The sequence below is a fragment of the Gilliamella sp. Pas-s25 genome, from assembly GCF_009795885.1.
GTDB lineage: Bacteria > Pseudomonadota > Gammaproteobacteria > Enterobacterales > Orbaceae > Gilliamella.
This window is the reverse complement of record NZ_WTEV01000023.1, coordinates 20,620-44,829: the sequence shown is the minus strand read 5'-3', so window position 1 is coordinate 44,829 and position 24,210 is coordinate 20,620. Positions and strand designations below refer to the sequence as shown.

The following is a 24,210-nucleotide window of genomic DNA, read 5'->3' as shown; positions in this document are numbered from 1 at the left end:
ATATTTACACCAGAGCAGTTAAACGCAATTAATGCCGGTAAACCTAAAATACCTGGTTATACTTGGCATCATCATCAACATCGCGCTAGAATGCAACTGGTTCCAGAGAGCAAGCATTTACAAACAGGCCATATAGGTGGCGAAGCATTATCTAAGGGGAAATAAATATGTTAAAATTAGTAAAGGGCAATGAGCAGACTATTGGTTTTGTATATTATTGTTTACTATGTGGCGTTATCAATATGGATGAGGTCAATCGTTGGGCAGAAAAGGTCATTGGCGAAAATGAAGTAAGTGATTTACCCGATTATATTTTTGATGTAATTGATTTTAAAGGAATAATTACTGAGTTAGAACGCTTAATCGGATTTATTCCTTACTGGAAGTGCACAAAAGCGCAAATAAAGGCTGTTTATGGCATAGCGGTAAAAAGAGGGGAAAAATTGTCTCAAGACGATGTACCTTTTAATGAAGAACAAGCATTAGAAGCCTTAAAAAAACACCCAGAAATCGAAAAATTGTTCAGGGAAACATTCCCATTTATCGATCTTTAATCATTTTATCCATCAGCTTATATCGCTACTATAAGAAGAATGGTTAGGATGTTCGCTCAAATGATAAGCAGAAAAGAGTTATCTACTTTTCTGCTTTTTTTATGCAAACTTAAAAATACGGTATTATGGCATTATAGGCAACCGCCTGACCTTTTTGATTGACAAACACTTTGACTATAACCGCTTTGGTAATCTGATTGTCGAAAAACGCGGAAAATAGAATGCAATTGGTTCTAGAGGTAACACATTTACAAACAGGCCATATAGGTGGCGAAGCATTATCTAAGGGGAAATAAATATGTTAGGATTAGTAAAAGGCAATGATCAGACTATTGGTTTTGTAGTTTGTTGTTTATTATGTGGCGTTATCAATATGGATGAGGTCAATCGTTGGGCTGAAAAAGTCATTGGCGAAAATGAAGTAAGCGATTTACCGGATTATATTTTTGATTTGATTGATTTTAATGGAACAATTACTGAGTTAGATCGTTTGCTTGGATTTTTTCCTTATTGGAGGCGTACGAAAGCGCAAGGTAGGGCTGTTTATGGCATAGCGGTAAAAAGAGGGGAAAAATTGTCTCAAGACGATGTATCTTTTAATGAAGAACAAGCATTAGAAGCCTTAAAAAAACACCCAGAAATCGAAAAATTATTTAGGGAAACATTCCCTTTTATCGATCTTTAATCGTTTTATTCATCAGCTTACATCGCTACTATAAGAAGAATGGTTAGGATGTTCGCTAGGATGATAAGCAGAAAAGAGTTATCTACTTTTCTGCTTTTTTTATGCAAACTTAAAAATACAGTATTGTGGCATTACAGGCAACCGCCTGACCTTTTTTAGTGACAAACACTTTGAGTATGACCGCTTTGGTAATGATTGCCGAAAAGCGTGGAAAAGACCACAGTCTAGTCACTCACTATGAGTACGACTGCCGGCATCGGTTAATCAAAGTGATTAAGCCAACGGGGCTCATTATCACCTACACCTATGATGCCTTTAATCGGCGTACTAGCAAAACCGTGGATGGTAAAACCACCGAATTTATCTGGCAAGGTAGCCGGCTTATTGCCGAAACCGATAATGATAAACACTGGCAAACCTACCTTTACGAGCCAGATTCCTACCGCCCATTAGCCCTTGTGCACGGCAATGCCCGGCAAGATAATATCAAACTCTACTGGTACCAAAACGACCACCTCGGCACCCCTATTGCCCTTACCAGCAACATGGGTGACACCCTCTATGAATGCCAGTATAATGCCTATGGGCAGATAATAAACGAAACCTACCATCAAGACGCTTTGCAAGCCCTGCCGGAGAATCCGTTAAGGTTCCAAGGGCAATATTATGATGAAGAGACAGGACTTCACTACAACCTAAATCGCTATTATGATCCATTTACAGGCAGGTATATTACCCAAGATCCGATTAAATTAATGGGTGGTATTAACTTATACCAATATTGCCCTAATCCTGTTAACTGGGTTGATCCGCTAGGATTAATAGCTATGTCTGAAACAATTAACGTTAATGAGTTAATTGTTAAACAGGCCAGAGAACGACAGGCAAAAATGTTGGATGATAATATAGGATATAATATTAGTCCATTTAGTTGGGATAAATATCCTACTATTGGTAGGGATGGTACATTTATTACTGACTCAGAAGGAATAATGAAGTATTTTAAAATAAAGAATACGGAAAAAAATATTACTATTACTTCAGAACAAGCCTCAATTATTGAAGCAGATATGGGGCTTGTACCAGGATCTCTAACTGAAGGATTTAATATTAGACGCATTGAAAATATAAAAAACATGTCACCACGAAGCCCATTATTTGGTAATGAATTTTTTAAAGGTCCAGGGCAACATTTACCTGGAGGAGCACCAGAAATGGTCATCAATTCTGTTCCAACAAGTCATGAAATTTTAATTAAGGTTTATGTAAAATGAATAAAGTACCTCAAAACGAAATTATTATTGTAGATATGTCTGAAAATATAAAAGTTTTAGTTACGAGTAATGACAAAAAAGAAAAAGTAAAAAAAATAGGTTTTACTGATGTAGATGATTCTTATATGATTTATTTTGTAGATGATCTTCAAGATAAAATAAATAAAATAAAAGAGTTAATTAATGAGGAAGCTTTATTTTCATACGGTATAGGCTGGAGTCCTTCTGAACTAATGTCATATTATATAGAGCTAGGATTTAATTTTAATAAATATAAGATTATTTCATGGTCAAATAAATCCACTTATCATATTATCGAATGCGATTCTAAAATATGACCCCATCCTAAATTTTGTGTATTTACCATGAAATACTTTTAATCCTAAAGAAAATATAAAATGAAAATTTTAAAGAAAGTGGGCTTTTTCCGAGAATTATACTATGGTAATGCAGATGGAGAATCTATATTTAAATTTGTTCATAAAGGAGCTAACTATAATATTGATAAAGTAAGTAACTATTTAAAAAAAGGTGTAGTTTTAATGATATCTCCACAAATAACGGAAGATATTTTGTCTGATGAAAGAAAGAAAATTGGCACACTCTGTATTCAAACAGATGGGATTTGGGCATGGCCAAGTGATTTAACATACTATACCTTAAATTATAATATTTTACTTCCCTCAGAATTTATAGAGTATATGGCTAATAATAATTGGATCATTAAAAATGATATAGATATTTTCTCATTAGCATTTTAATTTATATTATAAAAGATAAATAGATGGTGTTACCCCGCTGGCTTCAAGAATAGTAAAAGAAATAGAAAGTAAAGAATTAAAACTCAATATTTTAGGTGATGAACTTTTTAATCGATATTTTGATAAGGATGCTATTGCCATTGTTGTTACCTTCTCTTATTTTTAATTTATCATAACAATGACCTTATAAAACTGGTACTAATTAGTGTAGCCGATCCAATAAACGATTACATTCTTCGATAGGCTACTTGCCTCTTGTTGAATTTAAAAAAAATTTGCCCCTTAATTTTTTTGTTTGAAAATATGTTGCCATTCCAAAAAATACCTTTTAAATAAACAAGGTGGAACCCTTACACCAAATGTAAGTAACATAAAAATAGTCGACAAAAAATAGAAGGTATAAAATATGGATATAAATTATTTTAAAAAAGAATTAGCGCCTCGATTGAAAAATTATAAATTAACTTATAGTTCATATCCCAATGGAGATTTTGGTTCTATGGAACGAGTGGTCATAGAAGGAAATAATAAAATTGCTGGCATTGATTTTTGGTCGAAAGGTTGGTTAGATATCGATATTTATGATTTAATTTTAGATGATCAAATAATGAATATCTTGTTGGATCCATCTGAAATAAGGCAACAAAATAATGCTATCTTAAAATTTATAGAAATACTTTTAAATGGAAAATAAAATTGAAATCATATACGGCGATATTACTAAAATCACAGTTAATGCTATTGTAAATGCAGCGAATAGCTCTTTATTAGGTGGAAGTGGTGTTGATGGGGCTATTCATTGTATAGGTGATAAACAAATTTTAGAAGAATGTCAAAAGATACGATCTAAACAAGGAGGTTGTAAAGTTGGCAATGCTGTTATTACAACAGCAGGAAATTTACCTGCTCAATATGTAATTCATACAGTAGGGCCTCGTTGAAGTGGAGGAAATAATAATGAAATTGAATTATTGAGAAATTGTTATTTAAATTGCTTTAAACTTGCTGATGAGAATAATGTAACAACTATTTCTTTTCCTAATATAAGTACAGGTATTTATAAATTTCCCAAAGATAAAGCTGCTGAAATAGCATTGCAAATAATAAAAGCTAGTTTATTTAAATATCATAATTTAGAAAAAATAAATATAGTTTGCTATGAAGTTGATAACTATGAAATTTACTGCTCATTACTGCAATAAATTTTTAAATGATAATGAGCATAAAATTACACTTCTGTTACAGATTTATTAGACGGGCAATGTACTGCTGTCCTTTATCCAGATGATACCCGACTAACCCAACAGTTTAATCGCCTACCCTGATGGTCGCTGTGAACAGTACGCTCATGACGTACAAAATCGCATTGAGACAATGATTGATGGTGAAAATATGGAATGGCAACACATCCATTCATTACAATGCCTAAGAGGAATGTTAAATGATTAAAGAACTTCATTGGTTGGAAAAAACGAAAAAGCTTTTAGTTGATAATGGAGGTGCTGAGCTATATTGCTTATTAGAAGTTATGTACAAAGAGCAAAAAATGAATTTTTTACAATTTATTTATGATGCATCACGAGGAATTGGAGCTGTTATTTCGGAAGGAGTAGAGTATATTTTAGATCAAGATTTATATAACCCTGAAGAATTCGATGGCGTAACTTTTGTTTTTGGTGATTTTGAGGGCTTCCCAATGTCTGTTCAGCAGTTTATATCTCTGATGCAAATAGTATCAGATGCATATACTGAAGCGCACCCTAAAAACGAAGATTCAATTGAATTTTATATGAATAAATTAAGAGAACGTTATTCAAAGTAAATATTGAAATCCCCATATAACCTGTGGGGATCCTATTTTATTTATTAAATTAACAATTAACTTGTCTTGCTCGACTTTAATCCCCCCCAATCTATTACTCTCCCCCCTGACGTATAGCATTCAAAAATCAAGCTGCCGATAATATATTAGTAGTGTGATAAACAACAAAATAATAGCATTAAACAAACAACAAAAATGACAGTATGAAAAAGTTAATCTATATTATGTAATTTTATGTTTAAAGTGTAAAATAATTGTCATATAATAAACAGATAGTAAACAATTAGTTAATATTTGGTTATATTTTTTAATCCATTGAAGGAAGGTATCTATGAGTAAGAGTGCAAGCGTTGCCCCAAAAGAAAGAATTAATATTAAATATGTACCAGCCACAGGTGATCAAATTGAAGAAAAGGAACTGCCGTTAAATCTCGTTATAGTTGGCGATCATAAAGGTAGAACTGAAGATACTTCAATTGAAGAACGTCAATTAGTCTCTATTGATAAAAATAACTTTAACGATGTAATGGAAAAATCGAGTATAAGCCTAAACTTTAACGTGCAAAATAGACTGCAAGAAGATAGTGATGAAGAGCTATCAATTAATCTTGATATTAAAAATCTTTCTTCATTTAATCCTGATCAAATAGCAAAGCAAGTACCAGAAATTAATAATTTAATTCAATTACGTGAGGCACTCACCGCTTTAAAAAACCCGATGGGTAATATCAAAGCTTTTAGAGAAGCGATTGCTCATGTACTGTCTGATGATACGGCAAGAAAAAATTTATTAAATGAATTACAGATCACTGATAAGGATTAATACCTTTATTGGTATATCTAGTTATTAAATTATTAATAGTCAATTAAATAAGGAATTTGGATATATGTCTAAAGCAGAATCTAATACTCTTCAAGAATCTACTAACATTCAAGAAAGCAGTTTACTTGATCAAATTATGTCAAAGTCAAGATTAACACCTGCAGAAGAAGGGTATGAAACCGCCAAAAAAGGGGTAGCAGCTTTTATAGCTAAAATGTTAGAAAATGATAGTAAAGAAGAACCTATCAATAAAATACTTGTTGATCAAATGATTGCAGAACTAGACAAAAAGATCTCAGCTCAAATGGATGAGATTTTACATCATGAAAAGTTACAACAAGTTGAAAGTGCATGGCGTGGAATAAAGCTACTCGTTGATAGAACTGATTTTCGCGAAAATATTAAAATTCAATTAATGCATGCCACAAAAGAAGAATTGTTAGAAGATTTTGAATATGCGCCAGAAATTGTTCAGAGTGGATTTTATAAACATATCTATACAGCAGAGTACGGTCAGTTCGGTGGTGAACCCGTTGCGGCTGTGATTGGAAACTATGCGTTTACTCCATCTAGTCAAGATATTAAGTTAATGCAATATGTTACTGCTGTTGGTGCTATGGCTCATGCTCCATTTATTTCCTCTGTTTCACCTAAGTTTTTTGGAATTGATAGCTATACTGAAATGTCATCAATTAAAGAGCTCAGTTCAATTTTTGAAAGCCCTGCATATACAAAATGGCGTTCATTTAGGGAATCTGAGGATGCTAGATATTGTGGTTTATTAGCTGGTAATTATCTTGCTCGTCTACCTTACTCTACTTCGGATAACCCTATAAAAACATTTAATTATAATGAGCAAGTCAATGATAATCATAACCATTTTTTGTGGGCAAATTCAGCATTTACATTTGCAACTCGTATTACTAATAGTTTTGCAAAATATCGTTTTTGTGCCAACATCATTGGTCCGCAAAGTGGTGGTGCTGTTGAAGATTTACCAGTACATCTTTATGAGTCAATGGGTGAACTCCAAGCAAAAATTCCAACAGAAACACTGATTTCAGATCGTCGAGAACTTGAATTAGCTGAACAAGGTTTTATTACATTGACAATGAGAAAAGGATCGGATAATGCTGCATTTTTCTCGGCTAACTCAGTGCAAATTCCTAAACGTTTTCCGAATACCAAAGAAGGTAAAGAAGCTGAAACTAACTACAAATTAGGCACACAATTACCTTATATGTTTATTATTAATCGATTAGCACACTACATTAAAGTATTACAACGCGAGCAAATTGGTTCTTGGAAAGAAAGAACCGATTTAGAACGTGAACTAAATGTTTGGCTTAAACAGTATGTGGCAGATCAAGAAAATCCACCGGCTGATGTTCGTAGTCGCAAGCCATTACGAGCTGCAAGTGTAACTGTTTCAGATGTTGAAGGGGATCCAGGTTGGTATCAAGTTGGATTATTAGTTCGACCTCATTTTAAATATATGGGTGCTAATTTTGAGCTATCACTTGTTGGTCGTTTAGATAAAGAATAATACTTAATATTATGGCGGCATTGCTAAAGTGGCAAAAACATCAGCAACAGAGCTTATTTGATCGAATTCATACTGAGTCAGAACCTGATGATTATCAATTAGGTAAGACTCGCTTGGATTCGATTAAATTTAATTTATCTAGGATACTTAATAGTCGTCCTGGTGGCTGCCAGAGCGCTTATCCTATGGGCGTTGTTGATTTAAATGATGCAACGATGAATTCATCGGAAATTAAAGCTGAAATTTGCCGAGAAATAAAAAATTGTATAGAAAAATATGAACCACGTATTATGCAAGTTACCGTAATTGCTCGGGCAAATGATAGCAATCTACTTACAATGCAATTTGAAATTCAAGCGATTGTAAAAGATGAGTTTGGTACAGATAATATAGAGTTTAGAGTTTATTTTGATGATAGACAACGTTACTTTTTTGAATGATTGGGAACTGAGCTTATGTCATTAATTGCAGAACAGTTCCATGATGAAATTGTATTTGTTCGAGATATTGCACATGATTTTGCAAAAGTGTACCCTCAATTATTACAGTTTATCATTGAAGATGAAAAAGATCCTGATGTTGAAAGACTGATTGAAGGTCTTGCTTATATTACCAGCCAACTTAAATTAAAATTAAAGTATGATTTACCAGAATTAATTCAATCATTTTTGGTCTTATTATGGCCAAGTTATCTAAAGCCTATTCCAAGTTTAACTATTTTGGAAGCGTCTATTCATGATAAAACGAAAAATGCTATGTTACGGCGAGGAAATGAAATTCAGTATCAAGCTACTGGTGCAGTTCCATATACCTTTCAAACTTGTCGTGATTTATTGGTTACGCCGTTAGTTATTCAAGATTTACAACTATCACATCAATTGCAACAAGACTCCCTTATCATTGACTTTGTATTGGATTCCGGTTTAAAACTGAATAACCTAAATGATATCAACTTTTATCTTGGTGAGGATAATTACGTTGGTAGTATCTTATATATGATGCTATCAAACTATGTAGTATCGGGTTGTATCATTATCAATGGTGTAGAATTACCTTTAACAAATTTACAGTTTAACCCAATCGGTTTTGATCATGATCAAACGCTATTGCCATATGCAGATAATACCAATAAGGGGTTTAGAACACTACATGAATATTTTGCCTTTCCTGAGGGGTTTCTTTTTTTACAACTTTCACATGACGATAAAAATTTATTTCCCACCAACATTGATTATACTCATTTCCAATTAAAAATTAATTTTAGTTGTGTTATTGATTCTAAAATTAAATTACGTAAGCATATGATAAAACTTAATTGTGTACCTGCGATAAATTTATTTTATCATGATGCTGAGCCAATTCTTTTAGATGGGAAACAAGAGAAATATCCTTTAGTGACTAGTTATCAGTATAGTGATAATTTTGAAATTTACTCAGTAATAAAGGTTGAAAGTGGGTCACAAAAAAATAAGATAGCAGAGTACTACGATTTTAATAGTTTCGAACATAAATATGAATCACATAAAGGTCAAGAGAGACGTTTTTACAATGTTACACAAACGCAAGACAAGCGAACATTAACAATTCATCACTGGATTTCTTTTGTCCGTAGTGATGAAAAGGATTGGATTAATAATATCGAAACTATATCTGTTAGATTACTTTGCTCAAATAAAGATAAACCATCCCAATTGAAAATTGGAGAATTAAAACAAGTTATTTCTATAGATCATAATACTCACATTACCTTGAAAAATATTATTCGTCCAACCTTGCAATTGGTTCCAATGATTGATGAAACACAATATTGGACCACCATTTCCAATTTGGCAAAAAATTACAAATCATTGCTAAAACAAGACATTTTACAACAAATTTTTCAAAGTTATCACTTTCCAGCAATGCATAATCCACAGCAAGAAAGAACTTTATTAAAAATTCTTAGTGGTATTGTCAAAATTGATTCCAGCCAAGTTGAACGTAAATTAGCAAATAAAATGGTTGTTCGAGGTATAAAGACCTATTTACATTTAAGCCAATCAGTTTTTAAATCAGAAGGAGAACTCTATCTTTGGGGAACTGTGCTAGCTCATTTTTTAGCTCAACAAGCTGCATTAAACTCATTTCATTTATTAGTTATAGTTAATATTGATAATCAGGAGCGTTATACATGGCCAGTAAAAGTCGGTCAGCACTTGCTGATATAAACGCAAAAACATATAACTTTAATCAACTGCTTGAGTTAATTTATAAAACGCATAATAAGCAGAATGATTTAAATAAGGATAGTTTTCCTGAGGATGAGTTAGTTTGTTTTAAAGCAAATGGAACTTTAGCTTTTCCTACAAGTGATATATCAAGTTTAAAAGAAACTGATGATGGAAAGTATTTGTTAGAAACAACATTTTTAGGATTGCAAGGTAGTCAATCACCTTTACCAACTTTCTACTTAGAGCAATTCGCTTGGAGTTATGATCAAGATGAATCTGGTTTAAACCACTTTCTTGATCTATTTAATCATCGATTTATTACCCTTTTCCATCGTATTTGGCGCAAATATCGTTATTATATCTCTTACAATGATGGATTAGACGAATTTTCACAGCGTATGTTTGCTTTTGTTGGTTTAGAAAATCCAACATTAAGGAAAACACTGCAAATTAACCATAACAAAATGCTTTCATATGTTGGTTTACTCTCAGGTACAACTCGCTCACCAGAAGTAATTAGCGGATTAATTGCACACTGTTTTGATTTAGATGATGTTTCTATTATGCCATGGCAAGAGCGAAATGTACCTATACAATCTGATCAACAAACTTGTTTAGGTGAAATAAATTCTGAATTAGGTGAAAATTTTGTGATTGGCGATAATATTGAGGACTGCAATGGAAAATTTCTTTTATGTTTAAATAAATTGACTGTTAATCGCTACCTTTCTTTTTTACCTTCTGGAGAGTTGTTTGAACCACTAAAAACATTGGTAGCATTTATTTTACGTGATCAGCTTGCGTTTGATGTAAGACTCTCACTAGCAAAAGATCAATTAAATGAAATGAATTTAGGTAATGAAATAAGTTGTTTATTGGGATGGACTACATTTATTGGTGAAATGCCAGATTATCCAAGTGTCACTATATGTATGCGAGAATAAAATCATGGATCAAATCAATCATCAAATTTTACAGTTAAAAATAAGAAACACTGAAGCACTCCATAGTGGTAATACAAGGGAGCATGTATTTCATCTTAACGGAGGCACAATTGGCAGTCATCAAAATGTTGAATGGCAAATACAGGATTTCTATAACGGTGTTTCAGGAATTCATGCTCGAATAGATAATAAAGATAACTGTTACTTTATTCAGCCAATGGAAGATAAATTATTTATTAATCAGTCTGAAATATCATCACAAGCTAGTTCTGTTAAATTACAACATGGAGACGAAATAAGGATTGGAAGCTTAATTATTCAAGCCAGAATTGGAACTGATCTTAATCAATTATTAGATGATCCTTTAGACAAATCTCCCGCGCAGATTATATCATTCAATGAAATATCATTGAATGATATGTTTAATACAGATGATAAAGATACCGCTTCAAATCCATATAATCATAATTTCGAAACAGAGCAAGAACCTGAAATTGTTGATCCATTTAAGGCAATAGAAAGAGATACTAACAATGCATTATCCGATTTTTATAAAAATATATCGGGACATGAAAGCAATGCATCAGGACAACCAAAATCATTAGTAGACTATAATGTAAAACAAGGAAACCTAATGGACAATAATTTTATTGAAGTTCCTAATTTTGATTCACCATTACATGACGATAATACATTTGCCATGGAAAATATAAATTTAAGTTTAGTTCCTTTTCTTCGTGGACTAGGAGTCAGTTTAAATATTCATAATACCGATGAAGCAAGCGCTCTTTTAGAAGAATTAGGAGAAACCCTTAAAGCGACCATTGAAGGTTTATTAAAATTAAACCTATCAAAAGATGTGTTAAAGAATAAAAATTTAAGACCTATAGAAGATAATCCGCTACGATTGAATCAAAACTATTCAGATACAATGGCGTTACTATTTTCTGAACAGCTTTGTACTGTTTATTTATCAGCACCAGCAGCAGTAAAAGAATCATTGGAAAATGTCGCAATTCATAATAAAGCCAGTGAAATTGCAACTAAATACGCTCTGTCAGCCATGCTAGATGCCTTCTCTCCCGAGCAATTATCGAACCGCTTTGAAATCTATCGTAATAGCCGAAAAGTCAAAGATCATGATGGAACATGGTCTTGGAATATGTATTGTAGCTATTACAAAGAACTATCATCGAATCGACAACAAGGCTTCGAAAAATTGTTCTGGGAACATTATGAACAAGAATATGACAAGCAATTGCGACGACTTAATCAGGAGCGGATTTGAAATGCATAACCGTTTGTTGAGAATATCTTTTTGTTTTCTTATATCGTTGAACCTTTTCGGCTGTGAAACAACCAAAAAGATTTTTGAGGTAATCAACGATCCCAATGTTCCGGTTGGCTATCCATCGGAGAACCCAACTGAAGTAACGCTGACTTTCTTATCTGATGAAGATATCAATCAAAATCAGGATGGGGAAGCCACACCAATAGAACTACAAGTTGTTTATCTCAACGAAGACTCACACTTTTTGAGCGCTAACTATGATCAGTTATTAATTGAGGGACCAGAAAAGGCATTTGGCAAAAATTATGTTGATCATCAAGATTACACCCTATTACCGGACCAATATAAAGTTTTACCACCATTGAAACTTAACGAAAAAACACGATTTATTGGCGTAATAGCACATTATGCTGATATTAATAATTCTTATTGGGCTGACATTGCCGAAGTTGAATCAATAGGCAAAAAAGAAACCTTTATAATACACATAAAAACAGACGAAGTTTTAATTAAGAAGGAAGAAAAATAATGGGTACTCATAGTAATGTTATTTGGGTAAATGGGGCTGTTCGTCCACAGAATTTTCAGCAACAACAGCGTTATTATGACTATTTATTAAGTCACCATTTAAATCTTATCAATAACTATTTTTATGGGTTTAGTACCTTAGAACTCAATCGTGAATTTTTACGATTAGGACGAGTGGGATTATCTTCTGCACTTGGATTAATGCCAGATGGCACATTATTCGATATTCCCTTTCAAGATCAATTACCTGATCCCATTGAAATAAAAAAATTAGATACAGCTGAAAGTCATTATATTTATCTTGTGTTACCAAATCGAAATGAGTCAGTTACTGCGATAGATATTGCAAAAAATATTAAAATGAGAGAAACAAGATATGTGTATGATGAGATTAATGTCCGCGATATTTTTGGTAAAAATGGCGAGATACGTGAAGTTCCTATTGCTAAGTTATCGCCACGCCTAATGCAGGGTTCTGATGATCTCAGTGCCTATACTGTATTACCAGTTTGTCGAATTAAAGAGAAAAAAGCTGATGGCGCACTTGTTTTAGATGAGTATTTTATTCCAACGTGTAATTCGATTAATGTTTCGTATTTGCTATATGATTTTTTAAGCGAAGTTGCTGGATTAATTACCGAACGAGCTAAGCAGTTATCCCAAAGGATTAGTGCGCCAGAGCAGCAAGGTGTTGCTGATGTGTCTGAGTTTCTAATGTTGCAACTATTTAATCGGGCCAAACCTATTTTTATCCATTTGGCAAAACGTACCAGTGTTCATCCTGAAGATCTTTATCGCCAATTAGTTTTAATTTGTGGTGAACTAATGACGTTTACAGATGAGTCACGTGTTAGCCCATTGTTTGAACATTATAATCATGATGATCTTACAACTACTTTTTATGACTTAATGTTAATAACTCGACGTGCATTAAGCACCGTATTAATGCCTAGAGCGGTTTCTATTCAATTATCAAAACGATCTCATGGTATATACGATGGCGTTATTCATGATAAGACATTATTACGTACTGCAGATTTTATTCTGGCGGTAAAGGCTCGTGTGCCACAAGAATCTTTATTACGATCATTTGTGCAACAAACAAAAGTGTCAACACCAAATAAAATTCGAGAGCTTGTAAGTATACAAGTTTTAGGCATTCCTCTTAAAGCACTCAGTGCGGCTCCTTCACAATTACCACACCATTCTGGTTACACCTACTTCCAGTTAGATACTAATGCACCGGCATGGGAAGATATCATTACTGATGGTGCTATTGCTTTTCACGTAGCAGGAGAGTTTCCTGAACTTGATATGCAATTTTGGGCTATTCGAGGAAAATAATAATGCAAAATACCATTTTCCATCATCAAGATACAATACAGCAAACGTTTATTCTAAGAGGTAACAGTATCAATCCAATGATCGATGCTGCAACTCCTTTACTTGGTATGACTCAACGTTTAAGAGACATGACAAATTTGGATAATGCTGAAGAGGTTTATAAACAGGTTGTAAACGATATTTTGGCTGTTGAGCATATTTTGCAAACTAAGGGGTACGAATCAAGTTCCGTAGTTTCGTTTCGCTATGTACTTTGCACTTTTATTGATGAACTTGCGATGCAACATCCATGGAATAGCCAAAATAATTGGGGAGCTCATTCATTACTGGTTCGCTTTCATAACGAATCATGGGGAGGAGAACGGGTCTATTTATTGCTTGAACGTTTAATGAGTGAACCCCAAAAATATAAAGATTTACTTGAATTTATATACATCTGCTTTTGTCTTGGTTTTCGCGGACGTTACAAAGTTGGTATTGGGCATACCGAAGAGTTTAATAAAATTTTTCGACGATTACATGATTTACTCTACTCAATGCAAGATAAGTCTACCAATATAGTATTATCCCAAGGAGAGAGTATAAAAAGTCCTTACAAGTTGAAGAAAAAATTTTCAATCACAACGCTTTCAATATATTTAGTTGCGGGCTTATTGATAGTTTATTTAATTTATACATTGAAATTAAATAGCCAAACGCAAGAAATTATTAATCAATTAAATCTATTGTTACATTAATATTAGGCAAGTATATGATTAGAATCGATTTACCAAAATTAGTTGCTCAATTTCATCCTATAAGTAAACAAATTTTAGAAACAACAGCAACATTATGTGTTAGTAAAAAACAACCTGAAATTACAGCATCACATTATTTATTTCAATGCTTAGACACGCCATTAAATGATATAAGAATAATTTTAGACAAAGCCAAAATTGATTATCAGCTATTAAAACAACTATTAGATGAAAGTGCTTTTATGCATACTCAATGGGATGAGACACCACCATTTTCTCCATTATTGATTCAATGGTTCCAAGAAGCCTTATTAATTTCTCAGATTGAATTAAAACAACCTCAAATTAGAACAGGTGCTTTATTACTTGCTTTACTGCAAAATCCTACTAGATATGTCTCAATACCGCTTTCTCAGCATCTTAAATTAATTAATCAAGAATTATTAAAAGATCAATTTGAGCAGTGGACGCAAGGTTCAGCTGAAAACATTTCAGATGATGAAAAAGCCAAGTCATCATCTACCTCCTTTAGTGAATTCACCTTACTTGATCGCTATGCAACTAATGTTACTAAACTAGCAAGGCAACACAAATTAGATCCTGTGCTATGTCGTGATGAAGAAATAGATTTAATGATCGACATATTGTGCCGTAGGCGCAAAAATAATCCTATTATTGTAGGTGAAGCAGGTGTTGGGAAAAGTGCATTAATTGAAGGGTTAGCACTACGTATTATTAATGATCAAGTTCCAGATAAACTAAAAGGTACTGAACTAATGAATCTTGATCTAGGTGCATTGCAAGCTGGGGCATCAGTTAAAGGAGAATTTGAAAAAAGATTCAAAGGGATCATGTCAGAGGTGATCGAATCTGCGATACCAATTATTTTATTTATTGATGAAGCGCATACACTAATAGGTGCAGGAAATAGCGCTGGAGGTTTAGATGTATCTAATTTATTAAAACCCGCTTTAGCTCGAGGTGAATTAAAAACCATTGCAGCAACAACCTGGAGTGAATATAAAAAATACTTTGAAAAAGATGCTGCTTTATCTAGACGATTTCAACTTGTACAGGTTAATGAACCTAGTGCAGACGAGGCAATTGTTATTCTTAGAGGTTTAAGAGCTATTTATGAAAATGCACATGGTGTTTTAATTGATGATGATGCTTTACAAGCAGCCGCTATACTTAGTGATCGTTACCTATCTGGTCGCCAATTACCAGATAAAGCTATTGATGTATTAGACACAGCTTGTGCACGTATTTCAATTAATTTAACAACCCCACCAAAACGGGTTTCGGCATTACAAAATAAATTACATCAAAATAATACCGAAATTCAATTATTAACGCGTCAACAGTATTTAGGATTAGGTGAATACAATGAACGTTTGGCGGAATTAAATACACAAAATACCTCATTAGCCGACGAGTTACAACAACTTAACGATCAATGGCAACAGCAACGACAATTAGTTGATCAAGTAATTAGTTTACGTGCACAGCTATTACAGCTTGAGGAAGACAGTCTGGAATCAAGAGATGATACAACAGAGGTGGAAAGAATCAAACTCACATCTCAACTAAAACAACTATCCAAACAACTAGATGAAGCTCAAACTAAAACACATCTAATATCTCCTCATGTTGATAAATCGCAAATAGCAAATGTTATTGCTGAATGGACAGGCGTACCACTTAGACAGATTTCTCAAGATGAATTAAAAATTATTACTGAGCTTCCAGCTTATTTAAATCAAATTATTAAAGGACAAGATCTTGCTATTAGTCATTTACATAAGCATTTGCTAACCTCACGAGCTGATCTAAGAAGACCGGGTCGACCACTAGGTGCTTTTTTACTTGTAGGTCCAAGTGGTGTTGGTAAAACCGAAACTGTATTACAGATTGCAAATATATTATTTGGCGGTACGCAATATCTAACGACAATAAATATGTCTGAGTTTCAGGAAAAACATACTGTTTCTCGTTTAATTGGTTCACCACCTGGTTATATTGGCTATGGAGAAGGTGGCGTATTAACTGAAGCAATCAGAAAAAAACCCTATTCTGTTGTATTATTAGATGAAGTTGAAAAAGCCCACCCCGATGTATTAAATTTATTTTATCAAGCTTTTGACAAGGGTGAAATAGCAGATGGTGAAGGACGAATTATTGATTGTAAAAATGTGGTCTTCTTTTTAACCTCAAATCTAGGATATCAAACTATTGTCCAGTATGCGAATAAACCCGAAGATATTATAGATAAATTATATCCAGAGTTAGCTAATTTCTTTAAACCTGCATTACTTGCAAGAATGGAAATTGTTCCTTACTTACCATTATCAGAAGATATACTCAAATCAATCATTGTCGATAAGTTAACTCGATTACACAACGTTCTCCATACTCGCTTTAAAGCTGATGTTATATTTGATAATGAGGTGGCAGAAGAAATAATTAACCGAGCAAACCGAAGCGAAAATGGCGCTCGAATGCTTGAATCAATCATCGATGGTTATTTATTACCGCCTGTTTCGTTACTATTACTCAAGAAAGTATCCGCAAACGAAAAAATAACACTTATTCACTTTAGTGTTAATAATCATCAATTCACAGCAGAGATTAATTAACTAATGCGTAAAAATTATCATTTTGATCTTAGTTATATTCGGTATTTCTTTTTTATAGTATTAGGCATTCATTTGATGAATGTAGCTAATGCGACATTAAATGATAAAGAAACACTTAATTTATTAGCTCAATGCGCCAAAGAAACATCGGCACTTACACGATTAGAATGTTACGATAAAATCTTATCTCCAAACAGTAAAACTCCTTTACAAAACGAAGGCGTGCCGCAACATAGTGCTCTTTGGTTTTCGATTGTTGAACAAGAAAAAACACGTAAGGAAGATAGTCCTTATTTTATTCTCAATACTTCAAATAATGACTCTCAAATTTTATTAACGACCTATGCGATTGGTCTTCAACCGCCAAGACCTATTTTAGCATTTAGTTGCATTGATAATATTACACGTATGCAGATCGTTTTATTCAATCCAATAAACTATAAAAATACTGAACTGCAATTAATTACTGAGAATGATGTGGTAAAAGCTAATTGGTTTGTCAGAGACAATGGTTTTATTTTTGAGTCAAGTAGAGGATTACTTGGTATAGAACAAATTAAACGTATCGTTAACGCAAGATCATTAACACTAAAATCAGATGACCCTATGTTAAACGGCTTAGTGTTTAATGTATCAACATTAAATTCCTCAATAAAAGTATTAAGAAATGCATGTCATTGGTAAGGAGTAATGGCCGTGATAGAATTAGAAAATCATCCTTGGGTTGAGCCTATATTGAGTGAAATAGAAGATCCTACATTACCCATTGATGAGAATAACCCTGTTTGGGAATATATTGATAGTGCAATTGCAAGCATGGGAACCATTAGCCATGGGCAAATTGATATCGAAAAAGTGCAACAAAATGCATTAATATTATTAAAAGATAGCAAAGATGTACGCATAATAGCGCATTTATTAAGAACTTTACAACATGCCAAAAAACCGCAAAACATTCTGTTGGCTATTTATTTATTATCCGCCTATATTACAAAATACTGGCTAATTTCTGCGCCACAGCCCAAATTAAAGGCAAGGTTATTTAAGCAAATTATTCAACGATTTTCACAAGCGAATAAAATCTTCGATGAAGAAGCAACCGTAATAGAAAAGCAGTTAGCATATAATTACTTACTATCAATTAAACAATTTTTTGATGAAAATGAACTGCCTTATGATGAAGAATTTAAGCAGTTATTAATAACATATCAACGCTTTTCTTTGCAGTCACCTAATCTTACAGATAAAAGTGAAATATCTTCATCAGATAATAAAACCGCCAATAAGGAAGTCGTCCTTAATAACATTGAAAGTAAATCAAATTCAGTGGTTCAAGTACCGCCTCAGTCAGTGAATATCAATCATGAGACACAAGTTGAATGGAAGCGAACATTAATAAAAGTTGCAGAGATATTATTTGAGAAACATCCAGAGAACCCAATCAGTATTCGATTAAGGCGACATGCTATATTTTATTCACTAACTGAACCTCTCAATAATAATGATATAACAGATTTAATGTCGGTTCCCATAGATCGTATTAATGAATACAAAGCGAATATAGCTAAGACAACAATACAACAGTGGGCAAAAATAGAAAATGAGTTGACTCTTATGCCATTTTGGTTAGAGGGACATTTTATTTCAGCCAATATGGCATACCATTTAGGTTTTAATAACGTAGCTGAGGCGATTCGAGATGAATTACAGACTTTATTAAATAGGTTACCTAAATTATATGATTTAAAATACAGTGATCACACATCATTTATCAGTGACAGTATGAAAAAATGGTTGTTATCAAAAAATTCATTTTCTCAAAATTCACAAACTGATTTAGAACAAGTTATTTTTGAGTGTTATAAGGAAAAGGGGTTAGAAGCTGCAATCCAATTGCTTGACGAAAATAGCTATTCTAAAGATTTAAGAAATAATTATTACTATCAAAAAATTAATGCACAACTTTTAAAACATGCTGGATTTGAAACTATTGCAAAACAGCAGGCATTAAGTATTTTAACCGCATGCAAAAATATGACGTTAACGGAATGGGAACCTTCTTTCATTGAAACGTTAATTCAATTAACAAAAATTAATAACTAAAAAATAGGACGATGCAATGAAATTACCACTAATATTTCAATTAATCGGCTCAAAGTTACCTCGACTTAAACCGTCAGTAACATTACTCATTATCCTTATAGCTGTTGTATCATTGATTTGGCTTTGGATATCAGGAGCAGAATGGACTATTGCCGAATATCAACCTTTTTCATCACTAGAACTTCGGTTATTAATTACAGCATTGTACATTATTGCTTTTTTCTGTTGGGGATTTTATATCGTTATCAAAAAATTACAACAATATGAAAACAAACAGAAAGATCGTAAAGAAAAGACAAAAGATCCTCTTAAAGAGGATATTAGTATACAAATTCGTTATTTAAAACATTGGATAATTAAATTAAAAGAACATTTTAATAATAACCGAGATACTGTTTATCAATTACCATGGTATCTAATGATTGGTGAATCACAGAGTGGGAAAAGCGCATTTTTAGAGGAAGGTTATCCTACAACTTCACTTTACCAACCAGATTTAAGTGAAAAAGAAAAACCATTAATCAATCCACTATTAGGTGAACAAGCTGTTATTTTTGATGTGAATGGATTACTAATTAATCAACCTAATACTGATGATTTAGGGAAACCCAAATTATATAGCCGCTTATGGTTTGCAACTTTAAATTGGTTATTACAAGAACGTAGTAGTCAACCGTTGAACGGTATTATTTTAGCTATTGATTTATACGATTTCGTCTCTTCGAATAAAACGAGACAAGATGAAATCTTATCTAATTTACACCAACGAGTATTTGAGATTTATAAAACTTTACAATGCAAATTACCCGTATATGTTGTTTTCACAAAACTAGATCTATTTTATGGCTTTGAAGCCATGTACCAAAAATTAGATAAACACCAGCGAGATAGTATTTTAGGTGTCACCTTTGATGATGAAAAAAAATGGGACGAAGAACTTAGCTCATTTTGGCTAAATTGGGGAAAACAAATGAATCAGGCAATACCTGATATGATGTTAAATAGTGTTGATATTCAACAACGTAGTGCATTATTTTCCTTTAGTCGCCAAATGCATGGCATACATGATTACTTACGCTATGCCATCAATTATTTATTGCTAAATCAAGATAAAGAAAGGTTTATTCTTCGAGGTTTATATTTAGTGTCTTCGACGCAAAAAGGGCAAATGGGTGATATCTTTGTCAAGACGACAGCATCACAATATCATTTAAATATGCAACCTTATCCAACATGGCCAATTTTACAAACTCAGCCTTATTTTGCAACACGATTATTTAAAGATATTTTATTGGCTGAACCCAATATTGCTGGTTATAACTTAAAGTCTGAGCAGCATTATCGACGTAAAATTAAATTATTTTCAGCTATAGCAGCATTGTGCTCAATAAGTCTAATTGCAACATGCCACTACTATTATAAGCAAAACTATGATGCTGGCAATCTCGTTTTAGCACAAATGAAACAGTATATAAAAATACCTACTATGGTCCAAAAAGATATTTACGGTGATTCGGAATTACCAAAGCTTAATCCTCTGCGAGAGGCGATGTTCGCTTATGGTAATTATCATGAATACAATCGTTATTTGTCTAATTTTGGTTTTTATCAAGGCTATAAAATAGCACCCTCTATAGAATCGATGTATTTAAAACTGCTTCAACAGCGATATTTACCGGACATTATGTATGGATTAACCGATGAGCTCCAACAAGCACCTAAAGAAAGTGAACAAAAATTAGGGGTGCTACGTATTATGCGAATGATTGAAGATGAAACCGGACGTGATAAAGAACTAGTACTGAATTATATGCGTAATCGTTGGAGTGATCTATTTATTGGACAACAAGATAAACAAGATCAACTAACACAACATTTGGATTATGCATTAATCCATAACCAATGGAAGAAAGAAAGGAATAGTGGCGATAAAATGGCAATAGATGCTTTTATGCCATTTAAACCATCTATGGAACAGGCGCAGATTGAATTAAGAAAACTCTCTATTTATCAACGTATATATCAAAATTTACGACTAAAATCGGCTAATATATTACCAACCGACTTAAATGTTAAAACTGAAATTGGCGCATCGTTTAATTCAGTATATAAAGTAAATGATGAAAAACAATTAACTATTCCTCAATTTTTGACTTATGAAAGTTTAATTAGCTATTTTCTTAAACAAGATGAAAGTTTTATAGACCTAACAGCACTAGACAGCTGGGTTTTAGGTATGGCTAAAAGCACTAAATATACCCATGCAGATAGAGGAAATATTAAGCATTATATTATTGATCTATATATGAACGATTATATAAATACTTGGCATAAAGCCTATGATAATTTAGTAATAAAGGATTTTGACAGTATTGCTGATGCCATAGAAACGCTGGAAAGCATTAATAGTAGTGAGCAGCCGTTGAAAAAAGCAATTATGATTATAAAAAATAATTCTGAAGCACTACCTGCGCCTGATTTAAATAACAAAAAAACCAATAAAACGGAATTTACTAATGAGGAACGAACACTCATCAATACTATCCATCGTGAATTTGCAAAAGCTGTCTCGGTATTACAAGATAACAATCAACAATTAAGTATTATTCAAAATGCTTCCCAAAAATTAGGTGATCTACACCGTTATTTACTGATGATACAAAACTCACCTTCTCCAGGCAAGGCAGCGCTAAACGCAGTACAACTGCATATGAATCAGAATAGTAGTGATCCTATCATCGAGATTCAACAATTAGCAAAAACAGCGCCTAATCCGCTAGGACGATGGCTGAATGAATTATCTAACCAAATTTGGGATGTGATTATTACTGAAGCTATCCGTTCACTAGAGATTGAATGGAACGAAAAAGTGGTCAAAGATTTTAATTTAAACCTAGCTAACCGTTATCCATTTAATCCATCATCTAACCATGATGTTTCACTTAGTGAATTCCAACGTTTCTTCAAAAATGGAGGAGTAATTGATAGTTTCTATCAGGAAAATTTAAAGCTCTTTGTTGATAATCATTTATTGAAAAATGCTAATGATAAACGCCTCATTAGAGCAGATGTCTTAGCACAACTGAAAGCAGCAGATCAGATTAGACGGACCTTTTTCGATGCACAAAATGCTTTAAACGTCCAATACACTATTAAACCTATTTCTATGTCAGCGAATAAACGTCGTAGTATTTTAAATCTTGATGGACAGATGGTTGATTATAGTCATGGAAAAAGTATTGAGACCCAAATAATTTGGCCAAACACGATGCGAGAAGAAATTGAGAGCAAATTAACACTCATTTCAAACAGTAATCAAAGTTCAAAAACTTTAGTTCGTTCTGGTACTTGGGGGCAATTTAGATTATTTGATAGCGGTAAATTGACTAATATAACCGAATCATCTTTTGATGTACGGTATGATATTGATGGTGGTTCTATTATCTATCGTATTCAAGTCGATAGTGCAGAAAACCCATTTGCTGGAGGATTATTTAGTCAGTTTAAACTTTCTGATACACTTTATTAAAATAATGACACAGATCCTAATTTTATTAAGGATCCGTATATTGGGATTATGCGATGGAACAAAATAATATTCGCATTATTAAAATGGGAGGAGACCCCTCCCATTTTGATGAGTTCGAAATCATAAAATCTGAAATTAATAAATTAAGTCATCCTAAACGACCAATTATTGATTGGTCGTTGATAGAGAGCAATGCCTTGATATTATTTGAAAAAAATGGAATTGATTTATTGTCAATTAGTTATTACACCCTTGCAAGATATCACCGTTATGGTTTGATTGGTTTTGTTGAAGGATGCGAACTGCTTGCATCACTCATCTACCATCAATGGGATAAATTATGGCCAACTAACCCAATGTTTCGAGTAGATGCATTAAATTGGTTTAATTCCCGACTTGGCTCTTTGATTCGCCAGCAACAGTTTACTATCAAAGATATGGCACTATTACATCGTGCTTGCGAGGCCCTAGAACAAGTAACAGATAAACTAGAGCAAGTATCATTAGAAAAATCTCCTCTAATTGATAACCTATTCTTTTATATAGAAAATAAACTAAAAATATTAGAAAAAAGCCTTACCACTGTTCCGAAAAAAGATCCAAAAAATTCAGACAAAACAGTACTACTCTATCTTCCAGAAACATCTAATGAGTTAGATTTACCCAATAAAAATGAAAAACAAGATTACATCCAAACAGATAAAATAACAAAAACAAGTCCTAATGTATCAACTAAAGTATTAACGTATCATAGTAAAAAACGATTTTCATGGTGGAGTTTTGGATTAGGTGCTATTCTTACTTCAGTTTGTAGTTTTGGCGTAATGAAATTTTTTGATCATCAACATACACAAATGTTAGATTTAATGGGGCCAAATCTGACCTGGTTTGATAAAGATTCATATAAACAACCAGATATATCTTTAATTGATAATGAAAAAACACGATCATTTATACTGACGCACTATGAAAAACAACTTCATGACATTTCATTATTATCACCTCTTGGTTCTTATTATTATGTCAATCATTTATTGGAAAATGCCCAACGATTATGGCCAGAAGAAAAAAAATCTAAACAGTTAACCAACTATTGGCAGAATCAATTACGAACTAATATTGCTTATAAGCTTAATACCTCGAGCCATTATAATGCAAAAATGCAATTACAAATCTTAAAAAACAAGGTAGATAATGCAATATCTGAAGATCGTTATATTACAATTAGCCTCTTACGCACAATGCTCGATGATATTCAAAAAGAGTTAGATAGCGAGGATCCTGTTGAAGAAACATTACGTAAAATTGAAGAACACCATCGAAATGGAAAAGAAATCACAACTGAACTTAAACAAAAACTCAATCGACAATTGAAAGCTATCATGACCAGATATTATCAAATCGATAGAGTTAATTAAACAAT

Annotated in this window: 23 protein-coding genes and 1 pseudogene; 23 read left to right on the top strand and 1 reads right to left on the bottom strand. The window is 32.9% G+C overall.

Going from position 1 to position 24,210, the window contains the following annotated elements; translation table 11 throughout:
- The 6 genes from GQ593_RS14270 (at nucleotide 1) to GQ593_RS10270 (ending at nucleotide 3,274) form a co-directional block, all read left to right on the top strand.
- Nucleotides 1-165 carry an HNH endonuclease gene (locus tag GQ593_RS14270; RefSeq protein WP_442903609.1) on the top strand — a complete coding sequence of 55 codons (165 nt, stop codon included), beginning with the start codon at nucleotides 1-3 and terminating at the stop codon, nucleotides 163-165.
- A gap of 2 nt (nucleotides 166-167) precedes the next feature.
- A complete protein-coding gene (locus GQ593_RS10290) occupies nucleotides 168-554 on the top strand; it encodes a hypothetical protein (protein WP_160431938.1) in 387 nt (128 codons plus the stop codon).
- A gap of 298 nt (nucleotides 555-852) precedes the next feature.
- On the top strand, nucleotides 853-1,239 hold the full coding sequence (locus tag GQ593_RS10285) for a hypothetical protein (RefSeq protein WP_160431937.1): 387 nt from the start codon (nucleotides 853-855) through the stop codon (nucleotides 1,237-1,239).
- A 176-nt stretch (nucleotides 1,240-1,415) separates the two neighbouring features.
- Nucleotides 1,416-2,513: an RHS repeat domain-containing protein gene (locus GQ593_RS10280; protein ID WP_237397739.1), complete on the top strand. Its 1,098-nt coding sequence runs from the start codon at nucleotides 1,416-1,418 to the stop codon at nucleotides 2,511-2,513.
- Nucleotides 2,510-2,851, top strand: coding sequence for a hypothetical protein (locus GQ593_RS10275; protein ID WP_160431936.1), 342 nt, complete (start codon nucleotides 2,510-2,512; stop codon nucleotides 2,849-2,851). The genes GQ593_RS10280 and GQ593_RS10275 overlap by 4 nt, the downstream gene beginning before the upstream one ends.
- 60 nt (nucleotides 2,852-2,911) lie before the next feature.
- Nucleotides 2,912-3,274 carry a hypothetical protein gene (locus GQ593_RS10270; protein ID WP_160431935.1) on the top strand — a complete coding sequence of 121 codons (363 nt, stop codon included), beginning with the start codon at nucleotides 2,912-2,914 and terminating at the stop codon, nucleotides 3,272-3,274.
- 6 nt (nucleotides 3,275-3,280) lie between these two features.
- Here the strand turns inward: GQ593_RS10270 and GQ593_RS14010 are convergent, their stop codons facing one another.
- Nucleotides 3,281-3,415 carry a hypothetical protein gene (locus tag GQ593_RS14010; protein ID WP_272914610.1) on the bottom strand — a complete coding sequence of 45 codons (135 nt, stop codon included), beginning with the start codon at nucleotides 3,413-3,415 and terminating at the stop codon, nucleotides 3,281-3,283.
- A 265-nt stretch (nucleotides 3,416-3,680) separates the two neighbouring features.
- Here GQ593_RS14010 and GQ593_RS10265 point away from each other — a divergent pair, with 265 nt between their 5' ends.
- From GQ593_RS10265 to GQ593_RS10185, 17 genes and pseudogenes are all read left to right on the top strand, one after another.
- Nucleotides 3,681-3,968: a hypothetical protein gene (locus GQ593_RS10265; protein ID WP_160431934.1), complete on the top strand. Its 288-nt coding sequence runs from the start codon at nucleotides 3,681-3,683 to the stop codon at nucleotides 3,966-3,968.
- A pseudogene (locus GQ593_RS13875) lies at nucleotides 3,958-4,476 on the top strand (macro domain-containing protein). The gene GQ593_RS10265 and the pseudogene GQ593_RS13875 overlap by 11 nt, the downstream one beginning before the upstream one ends.
- A 239-nt stretch (nucleotides 4,477-4,715) precedes the next feature.
- Nucleotides 4,716-5,096, top strand: a complete 381-nt coding sequence (locus GQ593_RS10255; protein ID WP_160431933.1) for a hypothetical protein — start codon at nucleotides 4,716-4,718, stop codon at nucleotides 5,094-5,096.
- A gap of 331 nt (nucleotides 5,097-5,427) precedes the next feature.
- On the top strand, nucleotides 5,428-5,919 hold the full coding sequence (gene tssB, locus GQ593_RS10250; protein WP_160431932.1) for a type VI secretion system contractile sheath small subunit: 492 nt from the start codon (nucleotides 5,428-5,430) through the stop codon (nucleotides 5,917-5,919).
- Nucleotides 5,920-5,983: 64 nt separating this feature from the next.
- Complete coding sequence (gene tssC / locus GQ593_RS10245; protein WP_160431931.1) at nucleotides 5,984-7,465, top strand: type VI secretion system contractile sheath large subunit; 1,482 nt, start codon at nucleotides 5,984-5,986, stop codon at nucleotides 7,463-7,465.
- Between the two features lie 11 nt (nucleotides 7,466-7,476).
- A complete protein-coding gene (tssE, locus tag GQ593_RS10240) occupies nucleotides 7,477-7,905 on the top strand; it encodes a type VI secretion system baseplate subunit TssE (RefSeq protein ID WP_237397738.1) in 429 nt (142 codons plus the stop codon).
- A 15-nt stretch (nucleotides 7,906-7,920) separates the two neighbouring features.
- Nucleotides 7,921-9,672 carry a type VI secretion system baseplate subunit TssF gene (gene tssF, locus GQ593_RS10235; protein ID WP_160431929.1) on the top strand — a complete coding sequence of 584 codons (1,752 nt, stop codon included), beginning with the start codon at nucleotides 7,921-7,923 and terminating at the stop codon, nucleotides 9,670-9,672.
- Nucleotides 9,636-10,619 carry a type VI secretion system baseplate subunit TssG gene (tssG, locus tag GQ593_RS10230; protein WP_160431928.1) on the top strand — a complete coding sequence of 328 codons (984 nt, stop codon included), beginning with the start codon at nucleotides 9,636-9,638 and terminating at the stop codon, nucleotides 10,617-10,619. Before tssF ends, tssG begins: the two co-directional genes overlap by 37 nt.
- A gap of 4 nt (nucleotides 10,620-10,623) precedes the next feature.
- Nucleotides 10,624-11,907 (top strand): type VI secretion system-associated FHA domain protein TagH, encoded by a 1,284-nt coding sequence (gene tagH / locus GQ593_RS10225; protein WP_160431927.1) that lies wholly within the window; start codon nucleotides 10,624-10,626, stop codon nucleotides 11,905-11,907.
- Between the two features lies 1 nt (nucleotide 11,908).
- Nucleotides 11,909-12,439, top strand: coding sequence for a type VI secretion system lipoprotein TssJ (tssJ, locus tag GQ593_RS10220; RefSeq protein ID WP_160431926.1), 531 nt, complete (start codon nucleotides 11,909-11,911; stop codon nucleotides 12,437-12,439).
- Nucleotides 12,439-13,782, top strand: a complete 1,344-nt coding sequence (gene tssK / locus GQ593_RS10215; protein WP_160431925.1) for a type VI secretion system baseplate subunit TssK — start codon at nucleotides 12,439-12,441, stop codon at nucleotides 13,780-13,782. Before tssJ ends, tssK begins: the two co-directional genes overlap by 1 nt.
- Nucleotides 13,783-13,784: 2 nt before the next feature.
- Nucleotides 13,785-14,519 carry a type IVB secretion system protein IcmH/DotU gene (gene icmH / locus GQ593_RS10210; protein WP_160431924.1) on the top strand — a complete coding sequence of 245 codons (735 nt, stop codon included), beginning with the start codon at nucleotides 13,785-13,787 and terminating at the stop codon, nucleotides 14,517-14,519.
- Between the two features lie 14 nt (nucleotides 14,520-14,533).
- Nucleotides 14,534-17,155, top strand: coding sequence for a type VI secretion system ATPase TssH (gene tssH, locus GQ593_RS10205; protein ID WP_160431923.1), 2,622 nt, complete (start codon nucleotides 14,534-14,536; stop codon nucleotides 17,153-17,155).
- Nucleotides 17,156-17,230: 75 nt separating this feature from the next.
- On the top strand, nucleotides 17,231-17,839 hold the full coding sequence (gene vasI, locus GQ593_RS10200) for a type VI secretion system-associated protein VasI (protein ID WP_160431922.1): 609 nt from the start codon (nucleotides 17,231-17,233) through the stop codon (nucleotides 17,837-17,839).
- A 12-nt stretch (nucleotides 17,840-17,851) separates the two neighbouring features.
- Nucleotides 17,852-19,258: a type VI secretion system protein TssA gene (gene tssA / locus GQ593_RS10195; RefSeq protein WP_160431921.1), complete on the top strand. Its 1,407-nt coding sequence runs from the start codon at nucleotides 17,852-17,854 to the stop codon at nucleotides 19,256-19,258.
- Nucleotides 19,259-19,274: 16 nt separating this feature from the next.
- Nucleotides 19,275-22,787 (top strand): type VI secretion system membrane subunit TssM, encoded by a 3,513-nt coding sequence (gene tssM / locus GQ593_RS10190; RefSeq protein WP_160431920.1) that lies wholly within the window; start codon nucleotides 19,275-19,277, stop codon nucleotides 22,785-22,787.
- A 53-nt stretch (nucleotides 22,788-22,840) separates the two neighbouring features.
- On the top strand, nucleotides 22,841-24,205 hold the full coding sequence (locus tag GQ593_RS10185) for a VasL domain-containing protein (protein WP_160431919.1): 1,365 nt from the start codon (nucleotides 22,841-22,843) through the stop codon (nucleotides 24,203-24,205).
- Nucleotides 24,206-24,210 lie beyond the last annotated feature (5 nt).